The following is a 19,418-nucleotide window of genomic DNA, read 5'->3' as shown; positions in this document are numbered from 1 at the left end:
CGCCATGAGTCAGCAATGCAGTTGGCCGACCCATTCGTGGCCCCTTTAGGGGCGTTGTCCGTATCATGCCCTTCTAGGGCTATCCCAAGCCCCCGGCTTAGCCGGGGGTCCTGACTGGCATAAATCGCTTTATGTAAGAAGTATGGCCGCTGTCATTTCCTTTCCTCAAATACCCGCCAGAACGCGATACCGCTGCTGAAGGCGCCAGCTGCGGAAACCGCTTCGGGCGATCCGGTCTGACAGCTCCACCAGCTCTGGGGAAGTCCAAGGAGCTCCCCCGTCGATCAGGCGGGCGGCCTTCTTCCTCCAAGAGGCGATCCTGCGCCATTCAGATTCAATGAGGCATGCGATCATCCAAAGCCGTACAGATTTCATCATAAGCAGTTTCCGGTCCTTTTTGTCAGATTTCACCGGGTGTCCCGAAAGTGGGACATTTTCTCCGGCATCTTTACTATACCCTATCCTCCGGCGAGAATTTGTCGAAGGCCGTCGAGGTTTTCGATTTTACACAACTTTTGGGGAAATCCTGTTGAAACGACGGAATTTTCGGAGGAAAATCGGGGGAAAGGGCGGGAAAACCGGTGGAAAATTTTTGGGGCTTTTTGACCGGTCCCCCAAAGGTATGTGATGAAAGAACAAGGCGGCGGGCAGGAACAGGAAGGAAAAAAGCTGTCTGCCAGATACGCAAACAGCCTTTGAAATCCTCTTTTCGTCATACAAAAGCGGCCTTCAGGGGAGCCCGGTATGGACAGATGAAAATGAGCCAGTATGGGGCCGTTTTGCTCATAAAGTCCTCCAAAGATGTTTTTGACGGCGATCTTTTGGGCCGGCAGCCTCAAGATCATCCGAAAGCCTGCTTTTTTCTGCGGCTGGGGAGAAGATGAACAGCGGCGGTACCCAGCGCGCTGATCCCCAGAGGCAGATAGAAGCTGACTGCCCGGCTGAGAACCATCGCCGGTGCTACCAGGGACAGACCAAATACCTGACGGAACAGCACCAGAAAGCTGCCCTCCGAGGCTCCCGCTGAACCCGGCAGCGGAAGTGTGGAGACGGAAATGGTAAGAGCGGACTGAACGGCCAACAGCTGGATCAGAGAGAAACCCCTCAGGTGGAAGGCCCAGTAGATGGCGGCGGGGATGAGATACATCAGCAGAGCCTGGGCGATGGTCATTGCCATCAGCCACACCATTCGGCCCGGATGTTCTGCGGCGGCTTGTCTGCCCCGTCCATAGGCCGCCGCGGCTTCTTCCAGACGATGGTTGAGCCCCTCCGGGTCCCGAAGGATCTTTTTCTTACCCAGCAGGGTGATGACCCGGCTGACGGCGTGAAGAGCCGGTTCCGGCTTGAGGATCAGTGCCAGGATTCCCGCCAGCATGGCCAGGTTGGCGCCCCATCCCACCAGGAACAGCAGCCCCAGGCCGGTCATCTGTCCCAGCAGGAAGTGCCGCTGGGTGGCGAAAAAGATCCCGCCCAGGGTGACCATGGAGGTTTGGTGTGCCAAAGCCATCAGCAGCAAGGTCAGAGCTGCCGCTGCTCCATCCTCTCCATCACGGGACATATAGTAGATTTGAGCCGGTTGCCCTCCGGTGGAGGAGGGGGTGACGGCACTGAAATAAAATCCCACAAAGGCGTAGCCCAGGCTGCGGCGCAGACCCAGTTTTCTGCCGGTGAGGCCCAGAAAAAGCCCCCGAAGCTTGAAGGTTTCCAACACCATAAAGGCAGTCATCAGTCCGGCAGCCATCAGCAGAAACCGCAGGTCCGCCTGATGAAAAGCCGCTGCCACAGCGGCGGGACTCAGGTCCCGGGCCAGAAGAAGCCCTGTGCCGCCCATCAGCACCAGGAGCAGCAAAGCTCCCCACAGTTTTTTTAGACGCGCAGTCATTAACCTCACTCCTTTTCAGCAGGCGGCAGGTACCAGCTGGCGCAGCGCCAGACCTACCAGGCGGCAATCAAATTGGGCTTTCAGACGGCGGATGTTTTCCCGCATCCGCTCCAGCGCTCCGGGGTCGGAAAGCATCTGGCGGATCTGCTCCAGACATTCCCGCTGATTGCGGTCCAGTACCCGGCCGATCTGATAACGGTCCAGCAGGCGGCTGTTGTTGATCTCCTGCTGGAGAAAGGGAGAGAAGGCCAGTAGCGGCAGTTCGGAACAGATGGTTTCAAACAGGGTGATCCCGCCGGGCTTGGAGAGAATCAGATCCGCCTGGGCCATGTACTGATGGACCTGGTCGGTGTAGCCTATAACATCAATATTCCCATATCGGCCGTGAAGGCGGTCATAGGCCTTCTGGTTGGAGCCGGTAATGACTGTGGTGTGTACCCGGGGTAGGGCGTCCAGCTGCCGGTAGAAGCTTTCGGAGCGGGGCAGCAATCCCAACCCGCCGCCCATGATCAGCAGTTCCTTCCGATCCTTTCTGGATTGTTCCCGGTGGATGCGGCGAAATTCCGGCCGTACCGGAATACCGCTGACCAGTATCTTTTCCCGCGGCACCCCTTGTGCCACCAACCCCTCCCGTACCAGCTCCAGACCCACCAGATAGCAGTCGGTTCCCGGGCTGATCCACTCCCGGTGGGTGCTGATGTCGGTGATGCAGGTGATCAGGGGCAAGTTGCTGCCGGAACGCTCCTTATACAGAGACACCAGCTGGGCACAAAGGGGAAGGGTGGCAATGACCGCGTCGGGACGGCGCTGAGCGAGAAGGGCTTCCATTTTTTCCAACAGATACCATTCCAGCAGCAAAGGCAGTTCACCGCCGCCTTTTTCGGTCATACGGTAGTAGACATTGTAGACGCTGCTGCCCTTGCTCACCAACAATGAAAAAGCCTCATAGATGCTGTGGGAGTAATCCGGTACGGCGTATTCAAAAAAGTCGGTTACTTCCACCTGAGCCTGAGTGAAGTCATCCTGGATCTGGCGGGAGAGGGAACGGGAAGCAGAAAAATGTCCCATTCCGAATTTTCCGGTCAAAATCAGCAGCTTCATCAATCTACACTTCCTTTTCTATAACCGCGCCCGGCATTTACCTGGCGCTGATCAAGATTTTACATCCGTATCATCTGTACTACTTCTATTAGTACAGGACAAGGATACCACACCTTCCAGCATCCTTCGGTGACGGGAGAAGAAAATATTTGTAAATTTTTTTGAAACAACAGCCTCCGGAGGCTTCATTTACCACAACGACTGGAGGAATCAAAAATCTTCATTCTCTGGGAATCAGGAAGGAAACATTCCCAGCATCAGAAGAAAATTGCCTTTTATCAGGCGGTGTATTATAATGCTACCAAAGGAATCTGGATTTTTCCTCAAAAAGAAAGGAAGTGCTGAAAGTGGGCAAGGTTTTAGTGGTGGTGGACTATCAGAAGGACTTTGTGGACGGCGCGCTGGGCTTCCCCAAAGCGGCGGAGCTGGAAGAGGGCATCCGAAAGCTGGTGGAGGAATTTGTAGCCCAGGACGCTCCGGTGGTCTTTACATTGGATACCCATGGGCAGGATTACCTGGATACCCGAGAAGGACGGCACCTTCCCACCCCCCATTGTCTCAAAGGCAGCGAGGGATGGAGCCTTTACGGCAGTTTGGATCATTACAGAAACGCCAGCTATCCCCATGTATATCTGATGACCAAGCCCTGCTTCGGTGCTCTCAACTGGAGCTTTCTCAAGGAGTATGAGCCCACGGAAGTGCATTTTGTAGGGGTGGTGACCAATATGTGTGTCATCAGCAACGCCATCCTGATGCAAACCACCTATCCTCAGGCGGAGATCGTCATCCATTCCCAGCTGTGCGCCAGCTTCGATCCTCAGATGCATCAGAAGGCCCTGGATGTGATGAAGGGGCTCCAGATGGAAGTGATATAAAAAGCGGACAGCCCCCATACCTGCCTCAGCAAGAACAGGCGCCCAGGTCCGCTGGATTGAAGCCCCCTGTTTCATTTTTTGAATTTTGCAGCAACATAAAATCCCGCCGGGAAAGAGCCATCTCTTTTCCAGCGGGATTTTTTCTGTAAATATTTTTTAATCCTGCGTATTGCGGGAAGAAGCGGAGGAACAACCGGCACAGCTGCCGGAGCAGCCGGAACAACCGGCGCAGCCTCCTTTTTTCCGCCTGCGGCGGATGCTCACCAGAGCCAGAACCACCAGCAGCCCCAGCAGCAGAAGAAGGATGATATCCTGTATACCCATAGGGGGCTCCTTTCTATAACAGATCAGAACATCAGGGCGATGTGATAAACACAGAAAGCCACACACCAGGCGATACCGGTTTGGGCCGCCATGATACCCACAGCTTTGATCCCTGAGCCATACTCCCGGCGGATGGCGGCAAAGGCAGCCACGCAGGGCATATACAGCAGAGTGAACACCAGGAAGGAGAGAGCGGCCTTGGGGGCGAAGATCTGTCCCAAAGCTGCCGCCAGACCAGCGCTGTCAGCGGCTCCCGTAAGGACGGTGAGGGTGCTGACCACCGCTTCCTTGGCGGTCAGACCGGTGACCAGAGCGGTGGAGGCCATCCAGTTGCCAAAGCCCAGAGGGGCGAAGAGGGGAGCGATGAAGGAACCCAGCATGGCCAGCATACTGTGGGCGCTGTCGTCCACCACATTGAAGCGGGTATCAAAGCTTTGGAGCACCCAAATAATGATGGTGGCCACAAAGATAACAGTGAAAGCCTTGTGGATGAAATCCTTGGCTTTATCCCACATATGCAGAGCGATGGTTTTGGCGGAAGGCAGCCGGTAGGCGGGCAGCTCCATAACAAAGGGGATGGGCTGTCCCCGGAAGAGGGTGCTTTTGAGCGCCAGGCCATAAAGGATAGCCACGACCATTCCCAGAATGTACAGGAAAATCATCACCAGGGCGGCATTGTCCGGGAAAAAGACCGAGGTGAACAGGCCATAGACCGGCAGCTTGGCGCTGCAGGACATAAAGGGGGTGAGGATGATGGTCATTTTCCGGTCCCGCTCACTGGAAAGGGTCCGGGAGGACATCACCGCCGGAACGGTGCAGCCGAAGCCGATGAGCATGGGAACGAAGGACTTGCCGGAAAGACCGATCTTCCGCAGCAGTTTGTCCATGACGAAGGCCACCCGGGCCATATAGCCGCTGTCCTCCAGCAGGGAAAGAAAGAAGAACAAAATCAAGATGGTGGGAAGGAAGGAGAGAACACTGCCCACACCGGCAAAAATGCCGTTGATGATCAGGGAATGGAGAACGGGATTGATGCCATAAGCTGTCAGCCCGGCGTCCACCAAAGTGGTTACCTGATCCACCAGCAGGGACATCAGATCGCTGAGGAAGGAACCAAACACACCGAAGGTGAACCAGAACACCAGAGACATGATCAGCAGAAACAGGGGAATGGCCCATACAGGATGGGTCAGCAGATTGTCGATTTTCACCGAACGCTGCTGCTCTTTGGTCTCCTGGGGCTTATGGACCGTATCCTTGGTGAGCTTTTCAATATATGTATAACGCATATCCGCCAGGGCGGCCTCACGGTCCGTCCCCAAAGCCTGCTCCATTTCGGTGGTGATGTGGACCAGCGTTTCCAGCTCGTTCTGGTTGAGATGAAGGGCCTCGATGGTGGGCTGGTCGTCCTCCACCAGCTTGGTGGCCGCGAAGCGCACCGGCATCTTGATGGCCTGGGCATGGTCCTCAATAAGATGAGCGATACCATGGATGGCACGATGTACCTCACCGGTGCAGAAATCCAGCCGGGCGGGCAGAATGTGCTGCTCCCCTACCCGGAGGGCCTGATCCACCAGCTCGGAAATTCCCTGGTTTCTGCTGGCGGAAATGGGCACCACCGGAATCCCCAGATCCTGAGACAGGCGCTGCACATCAATGGAGCCGCCGGAAGCGCTTACCTCATCCATCATATTCAGCGCCAGCACCATAGGCAGCTGCAATTCCATCAGCTGGAGGGTCAGATACAGGTTCCGTTCAATATTGGTGGCGTCCACAATGTTGATAATGCCATCCGGCTTATCCTGAAGAAGAAAATCCCGGGTCACCACTTCCTCGGCAGTATAGGGGGAAAGGGAATAGATGCCCGGCAGATCCACCACTGTACTGTCCGTATGGCGGATGCGCCCTTCCTTTTTTTCCACCGTCACGCCGGGGAAATTGCCCACATGCTGGTTGGAACCGGTCAGCTGATTGAACAAGGTGGTTTTGCCGCAGTTTTGATTGCCGATCAGCGCGAAAATCATCCCTGTGCCTCCTTCCCGTCAACAGGCTCCACGGTAATTTTGGCAGCTTCCTCTTTCCGCAGGGTCAGCTCATAGCTTCTCAGATAAATTTCAATAGGGTCCCCCATGGGAGCCACTTTGCGGACCATCACCCGGGTTTTGGGGGTCAGGCCCATGTCCAGCAGCCGCCGGCGCAGCGCTCCGCTTCCGCCTACCGCTGTGATGATACCGGCGCAGCCGGTTTTCAGGTGATCCAGTGTCATATCCTTCAACCATCCTCAATGTTAGATTAGGCTAACTTACATATCGAAAGAAAACGGCTTTTTGCCGCAGGTTAAATTTTAGTGTATGGGGGAGAAAAAGTCAATGAATTTTGTTGGGTTTTGGGCCGGAAAAGAGAAGTTTCAGCGGCAGCGACAAAATTTTCTTGACTTTGGCCGAAGGAACAGTATAATAAATAAATGCGAATGATTCTCATTTGCTTTTTGGCGAAGACAGAATGGTCAGAAAGGAAATTTGCTGTGGAACTGATTGTAGATCTGCTGAAAGACGCGTTGATGGATACGCTGAAAATGCTCCCCTTTCTCTTTGGCGCTTATCTGCTGATGGAGTACCTGGAGCATCATTCTTCCGGGCGGATGGAACGCCTGCTGGCTGCCTCCAACAAAAGCGGGCCGGTGACAGGAGCGCTGCTGGGATGCGTGCCCCAGTGCGGCTTTTCGGTGGCTGCGGCAAACCTTTACTGCGGACATATCATTACCCCCGGTACCCTGTTGGCGGTATTCTTTTCCACCTCCGATGAGGCGGTTCCCCTGCTGCTGGCCAGTCCCGGCGGATTGCCGGTGCTGCTGCGGCTGATGGCCTGGAAGGTAGCGCTGGGAGCTGCGCTGGGCTTGGGGGTGGACGCCTTCCTGCGCAGCAGGGGAAAACTCAGCTGGGGCAGAGATCAGGAGGCGATGGAGGAGCTTTGTGAGGATTGCCATTGTGAGGAGCAGGGCGTTCTGCGGTCGGCACTCCACCACACAGGGGAAATTTTTGTCTTTCTTTTTCTCACCACACTGGTTCTGGGCGGGGTGTTGGAAATCATTGGGGAAGAGCGTCTTTCCATGGTACTGATGGAAGGCAGCATCTTTCAACCGGCTTTGGCAGGGATCATCGGTTTGATTCCAAACTGCGGAGCTTCTGTTTTGCTGACCCGGCTGCTGATGGACGGTACCCTCAGCTTTGGGGCCGCTTTGGCGGGGCTTTCCACCAATGCCGGTGTGGGGCTGTTGGTGCTGTTCCGGGTGGGACGCCGCCATACCATCAGAAATCTGCAGCTGATGGGGGTTCTGTATCTGGCAGCTGTAGTGTGTGGTATTCTGCTGCAAACGGCAGGAGTATGAACGAGCCAATCCATAATAAAAAATATCCGGCTGTGAGTTTTGATCACAGTCGGATATTTTTTGTTATAAGAAGAAAAAATCAGCTGCGGGATTCTCTTCCCCAATCAGCGGAGCAAAAAACTCCCCAAAGAGCCAAATATAATTTCCATGCTGTATGCACCCCGGATGTTATACAGCAAAGTTTAGCAAAGAAATCACTTATTGGCCTTTTCCTCCTCCAGAAAGTCGGAGAAGCGCACCTGTTCCAACCGCTGCTGCACCATTTGAGAGATATCGGCATACACCTGATGGAAACGGCAGTCAGCGCAATTGCCGCTGCCCCTGCTGCATTGATATTCCTCTTCGGAGACGCAGCGGCTCAAGGCGAATTTGCCCTCCACTGTTTGGATGACATCGGCAAGGGAAATATCCTTGGGAGGCTTGGCTAATTCATATCCACCCTTGGTGCCCTTATAGGATTGTACCAAACCGCCGGAAACCAGCTTGCGCAGGATCTTCAAGGAAAAACGCAGAGTCACACCGGTTTCATCCGAGATTTTTTTCGCATCCATTCTCAAAGGATTCTGTGCCAGACAATAGATAATCCGCACCGCGTAATCCGATTCCAATGTGATATGCATGACGTGCCTCCCTGATGATTCTATACTGGACAAGTAGGTATTGTCGATGTCATTATATACCCCTGGGGTCCATTTGTCAAATCCGGGAGAAAAGGCACGGTGAAATTTAGCAGCCAACAAAAAAAGAAATGGAACAAAGTGGAAAAAGTGTTTTTACTTTATGGCTGTTGCAGAGAAAACAGGATGGGGATTTCATTGTGTGGAGGAGAATTTCTTTTAAGCATCGTACTGAAATATCCCTTAACCCCACTCCTTTTTTGTCAATTGAAATACCTCTCCGCTCAGGGAAACCACCGCCAGCAGATTGGGGATGGCCATGAGAATATTCAGCAGGTCGGAAAGGTTCCACACCACTTCCAGCCTCATCCCGGCGGAAAGGGCCGCCACTGCCACAAAAGTTCCCCGATACAGCTTTTTCCAGAAAGAGCTTCCCTTGGTGAGAAAGGCGATCCCCTGTTCTCCATAGTAGGCCCAGGTGAACAGAGTAGCGGCGCCGAAGCAACACAGAGACAAGGCAACCGCCCATCCTCCGGCTGGCCCCAGACGATGGGTGAAGGCTTCCGCTGTCAGAGCGGAGCCATCCAGTCCGCTGCGCCACAGATTTCCGGAGGTGAGGAGAATCAGGGCGGTGAAAGTACACATCACCAGCGTATCGGCAAAAACCTCGAAAATTCCCCACATCCCCTGTTCTGTGGGGCTGTTGGTATGGGCGGAGGCATGGGCAATGGGGGCAGAGCCCAATCCGGCTTCATTGGAAAAAACACCCCGGGCGATTCCGGCTCTCATTCCACGAAGCACGCTGTATCCCAGTCCCCCTCCCAAAGCGGCCCTGGGAGAAAAGGCACACTCCATAATCAGGGCAATAGCCCCGGGAATTTCCTGCCGGTTGAAAAACAGTACCAGTGATCCGGCGGAAAAATAGATGATGCAGGCCAGAGGTACCAGATTTTCCGCCACTTTTCCCACCCGGCGGATGCCGCCCAGCAGCACCAGGCCGGTAACGGCGGCCATAGCCAGGCCGGTGATAACGGGCGGAATGTGAAAAGCAGAGTCCATGGCTGCTGCCGCGGAATGGACCTGAGCGGCGTTGCCGATGCCCAAAGAAGCGGGAACCAGCAGCAGACAAAACAGCACAGCCAAAGGTCTGCATCCCAGCCCCCGGGAGATATACTCCATGGGTCCACCCTGCCAGCCGCCTCCCGGTGCGGGCCTGCGATACCGTACAGCCAGAACCACCTCGGCGTATTTGGTCATCATACCGAAAAAAGCGCTGACCCACATCCAGAAGATGGCTCCCGGACCTCCCGCCACCAGAGCTGTGGCAATACCGGCGATGTTTCCTGTCCCCATGGTTCCCGCCAGAGCGGCGGATACCGCCTGGAAGGGGGTCACTCCATCAGGGGAAGACTTCTTTCTCCCCAGTGTCCCCAAGGTGCGGCGTATGATCAGCCCGGCCCGGCGCAGCTGAAAAAAGCCGGTGCCCAAGGTAAAATAGATTCCCGCCGCCAACAGCAGCGCCAGCATCCCCGGACCCCACAGCAAGGCCTCCAGCCAGTTGCAGTATTGCAAGATTCGTTCCATGGTGTGGTCTCCTTTCCCCAGCGGCAGTCTGCTTCTCTTTCTATGGATATGGGAAAGGGAGGTAAAAAATCCGTCCTTCTCAGGAAAGAAAAAACATCATCATGGGGGAGAGGCGGCAGGCAGATCAGCAGATGGAGCAAGGGGAGGTTTTTCCCCGGTAATCCATTGCCCCGGCAATCGTGATTTAGATAATGGGAGGAGAGCCAGCTGATATTGTGGACCTTTTTGGTTTTTAGTGGAGAATGGACCGGAGAGATGTTTTGTGCGCCTGTTCCGATGCGGGAAGCCTCTTCTGCTGATTGACTGTTCGGGTGAAGTTGTCCAACGCACTTACTGTTTTGTCGGGATGTGATTTTTGTTTTATCAGGAAAAATAATAGGCCGCCTTTCGGCGGCCAGGAGGGGCGGCGGTTAATTCGTCGCCCCTCAGACTGCACGAAGCCTTATTTCAACAGATAGGGTAATTGAAAATCATCAGTATCTGTTTTTTCACACCGCCTGTCCCTCTCTCTACAGTGCAAAACAAAAGTACTCAATGAAATTTTGCCGAGAAGCAGAGGATGCTCAGAGAAACAACGGGTGCTTGGAAGTCCTGGATTTTCTTATGATGCGGCGGTATCCAGTTTGAACACATCCGCCACATCATAAATGGTGATGTAAGCTTTGGGGTCCACATCATGGACTAGGTCCCGCATTTTGCTGATTTGGAAGCGGTTGAGTACCACCCATACAACTTTGCACTCCGCTCCGGAATAATATCCCTGAGCGCCGATGATGGTGATGCCTTGTTCAAAGGTTTTGGAAAGAATCTCACATACAGCGTCAGGCTGGGTTGTGACGATGTAAACGGACTTGGCCCGGTCAAAGCCTTCCACAATCGCGTCCACCATCTTCAGTGCGGCCATATAGGTGACAATGGAGTAAAGAGGGAGAATCCAGCTTTTTATGACAATGCCGCAGGCGATATACAGCAGGATGTTATACGCCATCACGAAAGTGCCTACCGACATTCCCATGCGCTTGGCAAAGATAACGGCCATAACTTCAATGCCGTCCATGGCTCCTCCAAAGCGGATGGCCAGACCACTTCCCAGACCGGAAATCAGTCCGCCGAATAAGGCGCACAGCAGCAGGTCGGAACCGGCAAGTGGAGAGGCAAAACTGACATCAACAGGGAGCACATCAATGATCAGCCAGGCGCTGACAGAGTAGATGAGTACGGTATAGATGGCATAAATGGTAAAAGGTGCCCCTTGTTTTTTCAGGCCATAGAGAAACAGCGGAATGTTCAGCACCACCAGAAACAGGGAGAGACCGAAAGCCTCCGGTGTGATTTGGGAAAGCAGCATGGCGGTACCGGATATTCCACTATCGTAAAGCTTGACAGGGGAAAGAAAGATGGTAACGCCGAAAGCGTTAATGATTCCCGCAATGGTTAAAAACAGGAAATTGCTGCCCTTGAGCTGTCCGGCGGTGGGAAATATTTGTTGTACTTGTCTGATAATAATAAAGCACCCCTTTCCAATGATATGTGTTTGAAATTTGAAATTTTTCCTGCAAACAGGAAGACAAAACGAAATATTACTAGCATTATACCATAATAAATGCAAATTTTAAAACAAAAAGAAGCGGCGGCAGAAATACTCTGCCGCCGCCCAGCCTGTAGAAAGACCTGCTTTCAAGAAAAAACAAAATTCAAAATCATAAAAATCAGGACATGTGCCTGATTTTTATACCATGACCCGCGCCCACCGGGGCGCGAAACCGGGGGTATCGCCGCTGGTTTCGTCAGGAACCTGCGGCGTATCCAGGGGGACTGGGTCCCCCTGGAAGTGTGCCGAACCCCTTCGGCACACTCAGAGGGACATGTGCCTGATTTTTATACCATGACCCGCGCCCACCGGGGCGCGAAACCGGGGGTATCGCCGCTGGTTTCGTCAGGAACCTGCGGCGTATCCAGGGGGTATTGGATACCCCCTGGAAGCGTGTCGAACTTTTTCGACATGCTCAAGCGGCGGCAGAAATACTCTGCCGCCGCTGTTGGTTCCTGTTATGTTGGAAAACGGGTAAAAGAAGTCTGCTTTGGAGAAAAGGCGTATTATTCCGCCTCTTTTTCTCCCTGTTGTTCCTCGGCCATCACCGGGTCCTCCTGAAGCTCTTGGATCTCCTGGAAGATGGCGTCCTCTTCTTCCTTCTTCAGCTTCTGGGCCTTGATGACCTTCAGGCGGGAGAACTCTTCCCGTTCTTTTTCTTCCAGAGCATCGGTGATGAACTTGGAAGAATACTCGAAGTTGGGGATGATGATATTCTTCAGGGCATTGGCACGGGATTGGGTCTTTTTGATGGCGTTGGCCAGACGGTAGATGCTGTTTTCGATTTCCGCCAGCTGAGCCGTCATCAGCTTCACCTTATGGAAGCAGAGATAGGCGTAGTCCAGCTGGGAGTTGGTGCCCGCGAAACCGTAGCAGAACTCCGGCTCCGGCGCGGCGTCCAGTTTGACAGTGGGCAGCTCCACGCCCATGACGCTGCGGTACTGAATATCCAGACCATCCTCCACCGGTACGCTGCGGCCGATATCCTGGATCACGCCCAGGGTGATATTGGCCCGCTGGAGGGCAAAGTAAGCGGTGTTGTAGGTGGAGCTGATCTGTCCCCGGAGACGCTTGGCAGTGTCGATGAGGGTCATCAGCTCCCGGATGAGGATATTCCGCTTCCGGTCCAGCAGGTCGAAGCCCATTCGCGCCAACTGGAGGGACTTTTTGACGTTCATCAAATTGCCTTTGGTTGGCACCAGATTGTCGTTTTTCATGGATTTCTCCCTCCTAACTCAGCGGAATGTCAGGCGCCCCGGAACATCCGGGCATCCTCAGGATGATAATGCTCATCCAGCAGCTTGCTGTCCAGACGGTCCAGCTCCTCCCGGGGCAGCAGCGCCAACAGCTTCCAGCCCAGATCCAGGGTCTGGTCGATGGTCCGCTCCTCCTCAAAGGACTGGTTGATGAAGAACCGCTCAAAATAGGTGCCGAACTCCAGATAGTTCTTATCAATGGGGCTCAGCTCCTCCTCACCGATAACCGAAGCAAGGCTCCGGGCATCCTGCACCTTGGCGTAGCTGGCGAACAGCTGGTTGGCCAGGGCGGAGTGATCAGCACGGGTATAGCCTTCGCCGATGCCGTCCTTCATCAGACGGGACAGGCTGGGCAGCACCGATACCGGAGGATAAGTGCCCATCAGGTCCAGAGAACGGTCCAGAACGATCTGACCCTCGGTGATGTAACCCGTCAGGTCAGGTACAGGGTGGGTGATATCGTCGTTGGGCATGGTGAGGATGGGGATCTGGGTGACAGAGCCCTTGTGGCCGTTGATGATGCCGGCACGCTCATAAATGGAGGCCAGGTCGGAATACAGATAGCCGGGATAGCCCTTTCTGCCGGGGATCTCGCCCTTGGAGGAGGAGAACTCACGGAGGGCCTCCGCGTAAGAGGTCATATCGGTGAGGATGACCAGAACGTGCATATCATGCTCAAAGGCCAGATATTCCGCCACGGTCAGAGCGCAGCGGGGTGTGAGGATACGCTCAATGATGGGGTCGTTGGACAGGTTGAGGAACATGACCACGTTCTTGAGCACGCCGCTTTCCTCAAAGGAGCTCTTGAAGTAGTCGGCCACGTCGTTTTTAACGCCCATGGCGGCGAACACCACGCAGAACTTCTCATCGGAGGGCTGGCCGCCGTCCTTGGTGACCTTGGCCTGACGGACGATCTGCACCGCCAGCTTGTTATGGTTCATACCGGAACCGGAGAAAATCGGCAGCTTCTGGCCCCGAATCAGGGTCATCAGCGCGTCGATGGAAGAAATACCGGTGCGGATATAGTTACGGGGATAGGTTCTGGAAACAGGATTGATGGGCTTGCCGTTGATGTCGGCGGAGCGCTCGGCGAAAATCTCGCCCAAGCCGTCAATGGGCTTGCCGCTGCCGCTGAGGATACGGCCCAGGATCTCGGTGGACAGGGGAATCTCCATGGGGTGGCCCAGCATCCGGGTTTTGGTGTTGGTCAGGGACAGGCCCCGGGTGCCTTCAAACACCTGGATGACCGCCTTCTTGTCCTCCAGCAACACCACACGTCCGGTGCGGACGCTGCCGTCCTCCAGCACCAGCTCCACCATTTCCTCATAGCCCACGTTGGAGACGTTATCCAGCACCACCAGCGGGCCGTTGATCTCTTTGAGGCCTACGAATTGTACACTCATTGATAACCTCTCCTTTCGTCAGATTTGGGGCATCTGGGCGGACGCCGCGCCGTCACGCTGCTCCGGCACCGGCACCTTAGCTAGCTCCAGCTCAATGTCCAGACGATACTGGTCAAACATTTCCAGATGATCGTTGGGAATGTCGTACTTCATCTTGACGATCTTGTCAAACAGACCAGTCTCCAGCACAGTGCTGATGGGCACGCCGGTGGAAAGCAGGCTCTTGACCTTGTCGTACAGATAAAGGATGACATCCATCATCTTCAGCTGTTTTTCCAGAGAGACATAGGTATCGTCCTTATGATAGGCGTTCTGCTGCAAAAATCCGACCCGGATGATACGGCAGATCTCAATGACCAGCTTCTGATCGTCGGGCAGTACGTCGGCGCCGATGAGCTTGACGATCTCCATCAGCTTATCCTCTTCGTGAAGCAGGTTGACAATGGCCTGACGCTTTTTGACGAAAGTGGGGTCGATATTGTCCTTGTACCACTGGCGCAGATCATCCAGATATTCGCTGTAGCTGGTGGTCCAGTTGATGGCAGGATAGTGTCTGGAATAGGCCAGGGACTTATCCAGTGCCCAGAAGCAGCGGACAAAACGCTTGGTGTTCTGAGTCACAGGCTCGGAGAAGTCGGCGCCCTGGGGAGAGACAGCGCCGATGATGGAAACGCTGCCCTCGCTGCCGCAGAGGGTTTCCATATAGCCTGCACGCTCATAGAACTCGGACAGACGGGAGGGGAGGTAGGCGGGGAAGCCTTCCTCGGCGGGCATCTCCTCCAGACGGCCGGAAATCTCACGGAGAGCCTCAGCCCAACGGGAGGTGGAGTCGGCCATGATGGCTACATGGTAGCCCATATCACGATAGTATTCCGCCAAGGTGATGCCGGTGTAAATGGAAGCCTCACGGGCGGCCACAGGCATGTTGGAGGTGTTGGCGATGAGCACCGTACGGTCGGTCAGAGGACGCTGAGTTTTGGGGTCCACCAGGCTGCCAAACTCCTCCAGCACCTGGGTCATCTCATTGCCGCGCTCGCCGCAGCCGATGTACACGATAATATCAGCGTCGCTCCATTTGGCCAGCTGGTGCTGGGTCATGGTTTTGCCGGTGCCGAAACCGCCGGGGATAGCGGCGGTACCGCCCTTGGCGATGGGGAACAGGGTGTCAATGACACGCTGGCCGGTGATAAGGGGCCGGGTGATGGGCAGCCGCTTGGCCACCGGACGGGGAACACGGATAGGCCATTTCTGGCAAAGGGTCAGCTGCCGCTCCACGCCTTTTTCATCGGTCACCTTTACCACGCAGTCCTCCAGGGCATAAGACCCATTGGGAGCGGTCCAGGTCACTTTACCGGACACGCCGGCGGGCACCAGGAAACGGTGCTCGATGATGGCTGTCTCAGGGCAGGTGGCATAGATCATGCCGGGGGTGAGGGTGTCCCCCACCTGTACTTTCATGGTGACATCCCATTTCCGCTGGACATCCAGGGAAGGAATGTTGCAGCCTTCACTGATGAAGGCGCCGGAAAGCGCTTCCAGCTGCCCCAGAGGACGCTGAATACCATCGAAAATATTGGAAAGGATACCGGGGCCAAGGGTGGCGCTGATGGGGCTGCCGGTGGGCTCCACTGCCTCACCGCACCGCAGGCCGGTGGTTTCCTCATAAACCTGAATGGTGGTCAGATGGTCGGTGATGGAGATAACCTCTCCCACCAGACGCTTACTGCCCACATAGACCATTTCCTGCATGGAAAAGTCTTTAGAATCTTTGACTGTAACAACAGGGCCATTGATGGAATAGATGACGTTTGCCACAGTTTCACCGCCGTTTCTCCGCACAGCTGGATTTGGTCCGTCCCTCCCTGTGCGGAAGGAGAGGACGGATAATATGCCTTTGAATCAAAAAATCAGGTGATGGACAGGCCGGAGTGGGAGTAGAACCAGGGCTTCTGATCCTCCAGGCGGCTGTCCAGGGTCTCGTCCACGAAGATGCCCGCGCCCTGGTTCATCAGCTTCATGCCGCCGATGTGGATGTTTTCATCCGCCAGGATCCGGCACTTTTTGCCGAACACTTCATCCAGCTGGGAGGCCATGGAGTAGTCATCGGCCTTGAGCATGATGGTGCTGTTCTCCAGAGGATAGATTTTGGCCATCTCCTTGGCCAGATCCAGCATAAATTTCTGATACGCGGGAGTTTTGGTATACTCCAGCAGCATCTTGCGCACATGAAGGAACACAGAATTGGTCAGCTCCTCACGCTTGAGAAGCAGACTTTGACGGGACTGGGCCTCCTGCTGGGAAACGGAGCGGGTGGTGCTGCCCCTGATTTCGGAGATCTCGTCCTGGATCTTGGAGTACAGCTCGTGAAGCACCTCGTCCTCCGCCTTCTTCAGGGCGGACTGACGGTACTCCTCCGCCTGGGCACGCAGCTTGTCAGCTTTGGCCTGGGCGTCCTCCATGATCTCAGTTTCGATCATTTGATATCTTTCTTCAATGGTTGCCATGGGGTTTCATCCTTTCTTGACGGGCAGGATGGCGGCCAAAAGGCGGCGGCTCAGATCTGGATGCCTACCGCTTCCCGCACATAGCGGGTGATGGCGTCGGAAAGCTGGCCCGCGCCGTGGCGGTCGGTGACCTCCACGATCAGGGGCTTCTTCCGGTTGAGCTTCAGGTCGTAGACCAGCTGGGGACAGAGGTTGATCAGCTTGTTGGTCATGAGGATGATGCCGATGCCGGGATCATTCATGGCCTCTGTAAGGGCCTTCTCCACCTCTTCCTTCTCATGGATGACGACGCCTTCAATGCCTGCCAGACGCATACCCATCAGGGTGTCAATGTTATCGCTGAGCAGATAAAAACGCATTTGAGGAACCCTTCCTTTCCGGGATGGCTCCGGGTGGGAGGCCAAACTTACAGGCTGTTGATGATCAGGATGGAGATCAGCAGGCCGTACAGAGCGACGCCTTCGCCCAGGGCCACGAAGATCAGCGCCTTACCGAAGTTCTTGGAGTTCTCGCTGAAAGCGCCGATAGCGGCGGGAGCGGCGGCGGCAACAGCGATACCGGCGCCGATGCAGGACAGACCGGTAACCAGAGCGGCGGCCAGGTAACCCATACCGGCGCCGGTGGAGATCACTTCGGCCACAGCGGCTTCCTCAGCGGCCAGAGCAACCACATTGCCGATGGGCAGGATCATCATCAGAGCGGCCACGCCGAAGAAGGCGCAGAGATTGAATACAACAGCGTGCTTTGCTTTGCGTCCGGTAGTGATACCGCGATAGACAGGGACCAGGGGCATAGCCAGCAGAGCGACAACGGCCAGGGGCAGTAAAAACAGAGTCAGGATATTCATGGTTCGTAACCTCCAATTGAATGTGTCAGAATAAACTTTTAATGACGGACCTAAATGGGGATATTTCAGGCATTGTCCACGCCCACAGGCTGGAAGGGGAGACCGTCGCTGTCAAAGAAGCGGCTGAAGATCTCATAGAATTCCAGACGGAGCACCTGAATACCAACGATCAGGCCTTCGATACCCATTACGAAGATGTTGCCGACAACGGCGATGATGATGCTGCCGACGCCGCCCACCATTCCGGACAGGGTGAAGACCACGATCATCATACCGGCATGGACCAGCACGAAGCTGCCCACACGGATAAAGGACATGGTGTTGGTGATAAAGCTCAGGAGCACTTCGAACATCTCAAAGAAGCTCTCCACAAAGAAGCCGCCGAAACCGTCAGGGAAAGGCTCTTTCTTTTCCAGCAGCCGTCCCAGGGGTTCTTTGAAGAACATCAGCAGCAGCGGCACCACCAGCAGCGGTACCACATATACGGGGGTGAGGACATTGTTGCCCAGCATCAGGGTGGAAACTGCGGCGAAGATCACCGCGCAGTAAAACACCAGTCCCGCCAGGCCGTTATTGGAAAAGACGGCACGTTCCAGATTTTTCTCCCGGAAGCCCAACATCACATTCAGGGAGATGGAAAGGATAATAATGACCGCGCCGATGGCAATGGCGGCAATGAGCAGGAAATTGGTGGCCGATGGCTCCATCACTTCAATGAGATGGTCCCGACCAAACAAGGCACGGTGGACCGGTATCAGCATGGTTTCCACGCCGAAGACCGAACCGTACAAAAAGCCGAAAACCATGGAGGTCAGGCCGATACGGGACATGACCCCGCCCAGAGCGATGCCCTTTTTCTGAACGATCAGGCCCAGCAGGGCTACCACCAGGCCCTGGCCCAGATCGCCGAACATGATGCCGAACAGCAGCATATAGGTGATGGCCACATAGGGGGTGGGGTCGATGCCCTTATAGGAGGGCAGGCCGTACATATCCACGAACATTTCAAAGGGACGGACAAACCAGTTGTTTTTCAGCTTCACGGGAGGCGCGATTTCCTCACACTCGCTGCCGTCCTTGACCTCCACCGCCACCTTGGCGCCCAGGCTGTCAAACAGGGAGATGAAGGTGGTCAGCTGTTTGGTGGGGACAAAGCCCACCACCACAAAGTCGGATTTGATGAAGGAAGCGTACTCCACTGTGGAGGCGTATTTCCGCAGCTCAAAGGCCTGACTGAGGAACTTGGCCTTGGAGTAGACCATGCGGATCTTTTGGGCCTCGCCCCCCAGCAGCTGCTGGATCTGACCGTTGATCTTCTCCAGCTCATCCTGCTCCCGTTTCAGGTCCTTCTGGATGAAGGCCACCGCCTCCTCCGGCTTGCCGTGGGCGTAATCCGGGATGCGGATGCGCTCAAAATACAGGGACTGGAACAGGCTGTCGATCTGCTTTTCCGCGGCAGCAGGCATCAGATACATACACCAGTGATATTGTTTGTCCCGGTCATAGGAAAAGATCACAAAGGGATTGTTGCTGTAGGAGTGAAGCTTTTCAAAGCTTTCCAGGGGCAGACGGCCAAAGCGCACCTTCAGGAATTTGCAGGAGAAGATGTCATCAAAATTGTAGTCCAGACGGATCAGATGCTGCAAATGCTTGATGGCGTGGTTGTGGGAATCAATGAGCTGCAGAACGCCTCGCTTCTGACTGAGAAGCTTGGAGACCTTTTGCCCCAGCTCTTCGGTGTACTGCTGCATTTGGCTGTTTTCCATCTGGAGAGATTCGTAGGGCTCGTACTGAAGGTCTATATCAGTTTTTTCGGCGATTTCAGAAATGTTTTTGATGACATTCAGATAAACGTTATCGGCTTTCATCATCGTCAGTCCGCCGGAATACTCAATCATGGAGGAAGCGTTTTCCGGATGGAACACACCGGACTGTGTGCACCGCAGCAGGGTTTCATCCAGATAACTTCGTTCACCCTTGATGGTTACCAGGGACATTTTTTCAATTGACATAGACTTCACCACCTTTCATCCAATAATATTCAGA

General features: G+C 54.8%; 18 protein-coding genes. 2 read left to right on the top strand and 16 right to left on the bottom strand.

Annotation, left to right across the window (positions count from 1 at the left end; all coding sequences use genetic code 11):
• Positions 1-165 precede the first annotated feature (165 nt).
• From BQ5383_RS06515 to BQ5383_RS06500, 3 genes are all read right to left on the bottom strand, one after another.
• On the bottom strand, positions 166-378 hold the full coding sequence (locus BQ5383_RS06515; protein ID WP_139193371.1) for a hypothetical protein: 213 nt from the start codon (positions 376-378) through the stop codon (positions 166-168).
• Positions 379-841: 463 nt separating this feature from the next.
• Positions 842-1,882, bottom strand: a complete 1,041-nt coding sequence (locus tag BQ5383_RS06505; protein ID WP_071430479.1) for a lysylphosphatidylglycerol synthase transmembrane domain-containing protein — start codon at positions 1,880-1,882, stop codon at positions 842-844.
• A 15-nt stretch (positions 1,883-1,897) separates the two neighbouring features.
• Positions 1,898-2,983, bottom strand: a complete 1,086-nt coding sequence (locus BQ5383_RS06500; protein ID WP_071430477.1) for an MGDG synthase family glycosyltransferase — start codon at positions 2,981-2,983, stop codon at positions 1,898-1,900.
• A 347-nt stretch (positions 2,984-3,330) separates the two neighbouring features.
• Here BQ5383_RS06500 and BQ5383_RS06495 point away from each other — a divergent pair, with 347 nt between their 5' ends.
• On the top strand, positions 3,331-3,858 hold the full coding sequence (locus BQ5383_RS06495; protein ID WP_071430475.1) for a cysteine hydrolase family protein: 528 nt from the start codon (positions 3,331-3,333) through the stop codon (positions 3,856-3,858).
• A gap of 156 nt (positions 3,859-4,014) precedes the next feature.
• Here BQ5383_RS06495 and BQ5383_RS20005 read toward each other — a convergent pair whose 3' ends face one another.
• Genes BQ5383_RS20005 through BQ5383_RS06485 form a run of 3 tightly spaced genes read right to left on the bottom strand, consistent with a single transcriptional unit; the run spans position 4,015 to position 6,448 of the window.
• Positions 4,015-4,182, bottom strand: coding sequence for a FeoB-associated Cys-rich membrane protein (locus BQ5383_RS20005; RefSeq protein ID WP_076944457.1), 168 nt, complete (start codon positions 4,180-4,182; stop codon positions 4,015-4,017).
• 23 nt (positions 4,183-4,205) lie between these two features.
• The gene (feoB, locus tag BQ5383_RS06490; RefSeq protein WP_071430473.1) at positions 4,206-6,206 is read right to left on the bottom strand and encodes a ferrous iron transport protein B; all 2,001 of its coding nucleotides are present in this window, start codon (positions 6,204-6,206) and stop codon (positions 4,206-4,208) included.
• A complete protein-coding gene (locus tag BQ5383_RS06485) occupies positions 6,203-6,448 on the bottom strand; it encodes a FeoA family protein (protein WP_071430471.1) in 246 nt (81 codons plus the stop codon). The genes feoB and BQ5383_RS06485 overlap by 4 nt, the downstream gene beginning before the upstream one ends.
• 258 nt (positions 6,449-6,706) lie before the next feature.
• Here BQ5383_RS06485 and BQ5383_RS06480 point away from each other — a divergent pair, with 258 nt between their 5' ends.
• Positions 6,707-7,570 carry a putative manganese transporter gene (locus BQ5383_RS06480; protein ID WP_071434924.1) on the top strand — a complete coding sequence of 288 codons (864 nt, stop codon included), beginning with the start codon at positions 6,707-6,709 and terminating at the stop codon, positions 7,568-7,570.
• Positions 7,571-7,764: 194 nt separating this feature from the next.
• Here the strand turns inward: BQ5383_RS06480 and BQ5383_RS06475 are convergent, their stop codons facing one another.
• From BQ5383_RS06475 to BQ5383_RS06430, 10 genes are all read right to left on the bottom strand, one after another.
• Positions 7,765-8,190: an RrF2 family transcriptional regulator gene (locus tag BQ5383_RS06475; protein ID WP_071430469.1), complete on the bottom strand. Its 426-nt coding sequence runs from the start codon at positions 8,188-8,190 to the stop codon at positions 7,765-7,767.
• Positions 8,191-8,430: 240 nt separating this feature from the next.
• The gene (locus tag BQ5383_RS06470) at positions 8,431-9,771 is read right to left on the bottom strand and encodes an alanine/glycine:cation symporter family protein (RefSeq protein ID WP_071430468.1); all 1,341 of its coding nucleotides are present in this window, start codon (positions 9,769-9,771) and stop codon (positions 8,431-8,433) included.
• A gap of 601 nt (positions 9,772-10,372) precedes the next feature.
• On the bottom strand, positions 10,373-11,215 hold the full coding sequence (locus tag BQ5383_RS06465) for a YitT family protein (RefSeq protein WP_268874640.1): 843 nt from the start codon (positions 11,213-11,215) through the stop codon (positions 10,373-10,375).
• A 653-nt stretch (positions 11,216-11,868) separates the two neighbouring features.
• On the bottom strand, positions 11,869-12,579 hold the full coding sequence (locus BQ5383_RS06460) for a V-type ATP synthase subunit D (protein ID WP_083389869.1): 711 nt from the start codon (positions 12,577-12,579) through the stop codon (positions 11,869-11,871).
• Between the two features lie 29 nt (positions 12,580-12,608).
• Positions 12,609-14,021, bottom strand: a complete 1,413-nt coding sequence (locus tag BQ5383_RS06455) for a V-type ATP synthase subunit B (RefSeq protein WP_071430466.1) — start codon at positions 14,019-14,021, stop codon at positions 12,609-12,611.
• Positions 14,022-14,039: 18 nt separating this feature from the next.
• Positions 14,040-15,836, bottom strand: coding sequence for a V-type ATP synthase subunit A (locus BQ5383_RS06450; RefSeq protein ID WP_071434921.1), 1,797 nt, complete (start codon positions 15,834-15,836; stop codon positions 14,040-14,042).
• 92 nt (positions 15,837-15,928) lie between these two features.
• A complete protein-coding gene (locus tag BQ5383_RS06445) occupies positions 15,929-16,525 on the bottom strand; it encodes a V-type ATP synthase subunit E (RefSeq protein WP_071430464.1) in 597 nt (198 codons plus the stop codon).
• A gap of 50 nt (positions 16,526-16,575) precedes the next feature.
• A complete protein-coding gene (locus BQ5383_RS06440; RefSeq protein WP_071430462.1) occupies positions 16,576-16,884 on the bottom strand; it encodes a V-type ATP synthase subunit F in 309 nt (102 codons plus the stop codon).
• Positions 16,885-16,931: 47 nt separating this feature from the next.
• Entirely contained in the window at positions 16,932-17,372 is a 441-nt protein-coding gene (locus BQ5383_RS06435) for an ATP synthase subunit C (RefSeq protein WP_071430460.1), read from the bottom strand.
• 65 nt (positions 17,373-17,437) lie between these two features.
• Positions 17,438-19,384, bottom strand: coding sequence for a V-type ATP synthase subunit I (locus tag BQ5383_RS06430; RefSeq protein ID WP_071430458.1), 1,947 nt, complete (start codon positions 19,382-19,384; stop codon positions 17,438-17,440).
• Between the last annotated feature and the right edge of the window lie 34 nt (positions 19,385-19,418).

The sequence above is a fragment of the Angelakisella massiliensis genome, assembly GCF_900104675.1.
GTDB classification, from domain to species: Bacteria; Bacillota; Clostridia; order Oscillospirales; family Ruminococcaceae; genus Angelakisella; species Angelakisella massiliensis.
This window is presented reverse-complemented; position numbering and strand designations above follow the sequence as displayed.